1 protein-coding gene is annotated in these 1,887 nt (G+C 70.4%); it reads right to left on the reverse strand.

Features of this window, described 5'->3' with window-relative positions:
- Positions 1–40: 40 nt before the first annotated feature.
- Positions 41–1,669: a GMC family oxidoreductase gene (locus ACI782_RS26000; RefSeq protein WP_456913007.1), complete on the reverse strand. Its 1,629-nt coding sequence runs from the start codon at positions 1,667–1,669 to the stop codon at positions 41–43.
- Positions 1,670–1,887 lie beyond the last annotated feature (218 nt).

Raw genomic sequence — 1,887 nt, forward strand, 5'->3', positions numbered from 1 at the left:
CGGCCCTCGACGAACATCTCCCCGGTCGCCGGCTGCTCGGTCACGAGGCCACCTCCAGCTTGCGCGCGTTGCTGCTGATGTAGGTCGCCGTCCGCTTCGCCAGCGCGCAGATCGTCGCGGTCGGGTTCACCCCGGTCGCCGTCACGAAGAGACTGCCGTCGATGACGTAGAGGTTGGGCACGTCGTGCGCCTGCCCGTACCGGTTCACCACCGACGTCGCCGGGTCATCGCCCATCCGCGCGGTACCCATGTTGTGCCAGGACGGGTTGTTGCGGCTGGACACCCAGGCCCTCGTCGCACCCGCGGCCTCGTGCGCCTCCAGTGCCCGCTCCAGGTTCCAGTCCACGAGCCGCCGGGTGTTCTCGCCGGTCCGGTAGGTGACCTTCGGGGCCGGCAGCCCGTCGGAGTCGGTGAGCACCGGGTCCAGGGTGACCGCGTTGCGCTCCTCCGGCAGGTCGTCGGGCATGCACATGATCTCGATCATCCGGCCGATGGACTGCCGCATCTTGGGGGCGAAGTCCTCACCCCAGAACGGCTCCTCACTCACGCCCTCACCGAGGGTCCACCGGGGGATCATCATCATCGGCCGGGCTGCGGCGGGGATCACGTGCCACTTGCTGCCGCGCACGAAGCCCCGCGACGCGTCGGTCTCGTAGAACTGCATGGACTCGATGACCTCACCGGCCGGGCCGCCCCAGTCCTCGAGGTCGTCCTCGTAGAGCCCGACCGTCGTGCCGAAGGGGTGGGTCATGAAGCGCTTGCCGACCAGGCCCGAGGAGTTGGCCAACCCGTCGGGGAACCGGTCGGACGCCGACATCAGCAGCAACCGCGGCGTCCCGATCCCGTTGGCCCCCACGATCACCACCGACGCCCGCTGGTGGTGCTCCACCCCGTCCTTCAGGTAGACCGCCCCGTCGGCCAGCCCCTGCTCGTTCACCGTGATCCGGGCGACCCGCGCCCGCGGAACGATCTTCGCGCCGTGCCGCAGCGCGTCCGGCAGCAACGCCACGTCCGTCGACGCCTTCGATCCCTCCGTGCACCCGAACATGCAGATGCCCAGCCGCTGGCACTGCTTGAGGTGCCGGTGGTCCCGCGACGGGATCGAGTTGTAGCCCGGCCACCAGTGCCAGCCCAGCTTGGTCATTCCCTCGGCCAGCTTGCGGCCCGCGCCGGTGATCGGGTGCGCCGGCAGCGGCGGGTCGTAGCCCGGTGGATAGGCGGGGTTGCCCGGGTGCCCCGAGACACCGAGTTCCTGCTCGACCGCGGTGTAGAAGGGCTCGAGCTCCTCGTAGGAGATCGGCCAGTCGTCGGCGACCCCGTCCAGCGTGCGGACACGGAAGTCCGATGGCTTGGCGCGGCACCAGCAACTGGCGTAGAGGATCGTCGACCCGCCGATCCCGTTGAACATGCCGATCTGGGCGATCGAGTCCTCGAGGTTGATCGGGTAGTCCTGCGGCGCCTGGCGGATGTTCGGGTTCGGATGCCAGTCCTTGGCCGCGATGAGTTCGTACTCCGGGCGGTTGCCCGGCAGATCGCTCTGGCGAACCCAGTCGCCCTGGTCCAGGACGACGACCCGGAACCCCTCCTCCGCCAGGTGCTTGGCCGCGACCGACCCGGACGCACCCGCGCCGATGATCAGGACGTCGGCGACGTCATCGCTCGTGCTCACAACAACCTCCTGGTACGGCAGCCGGTGGCTGCGCGGGGCCCGTAGCGCGGGCGCGCAGGGCGAGATGGCCGGAACCGGACCGAAGCGGGCCTCAGGCGCCGGTGGGCGTGGGGCGGTAGACGGGGCCACGGGCGATGACGACGTCGAGGATGCCGTCCTCGAGGTAGGCCTCGGCCTCCCCTTCCATGGCCGGGTTGCGGGCCGGGGCGGCGGCCGGA

The sequence above is a fragment of the Geodermatophilus sp. SYSU D00703 genome (assembly GCF_054050155.1).